Origin of the sequence: Geobacillus sp. DSP4a (genome assembly GCF_013096875.1) — a bacterium.
In the GTDB taxonomy this organism is placed as follows: Bacteria; Bacillota; Bacilli; order Bacillales; family Anoxybacillaceae; genus Geobacillus; species Geobacillus thermophilus.
Map to the genome: position 1 here is coordinate 1 of NZ_SDLD01000224.1, position 400 is coordinate 400.

At 72.8% G+C, this 400-nt stretch carries 1 protein-coding gene; it reads right to left on the reverse strand.

Translation table 11 applies throughout. The features are described 5' to 3' along the window. Positions 1-400, reverse strand: a 400-nt coding sequence (locus ETC02_RS17105) for an ABC transporter ATP-binding protein (RefSeq protein ID WP_171698493.1), incomplete at both ends; no start/stop codon positions are given.

A 400-nucleotide genomic window follows, 5' to 3' on the forward strand; every position in this document is an offset into this window, starting at 1 on the left:
CGGGTCCAGCGCCAGGGCGCGGGCCAGGGCGGCGCGCTTGATCATGCCGCCGGAAAGCGAGGCCGGATACTTGTCGCCGGCGTTGGCCGGTAGCCCGGCCAGGGCCAGCTTGACCTGGGCCAGGTGCTCGGCGTCGGCGCGCGGCAGGCCGGCGTTCTCGATCAGCGGCAGGGCGACGTTCTCCACCACGGTAAGCGAGGAAAACAGCGCGCCCTGCTGGAACAGCACGCCGAAGCGCCGTTCGACCAGGGAGCGGCGCTCCTCTGGCAGTTGCAGCAGGTCTTCGCCGAACACCCGCACGCTGCCGGAGGTCGGCCGACGCAGGCCGACGATGCTGCGCAGCAGCACCGACTTGCCGGTGCCGGAGCCGCCGACCACGCCGAGGATCTCGCCGCGACGG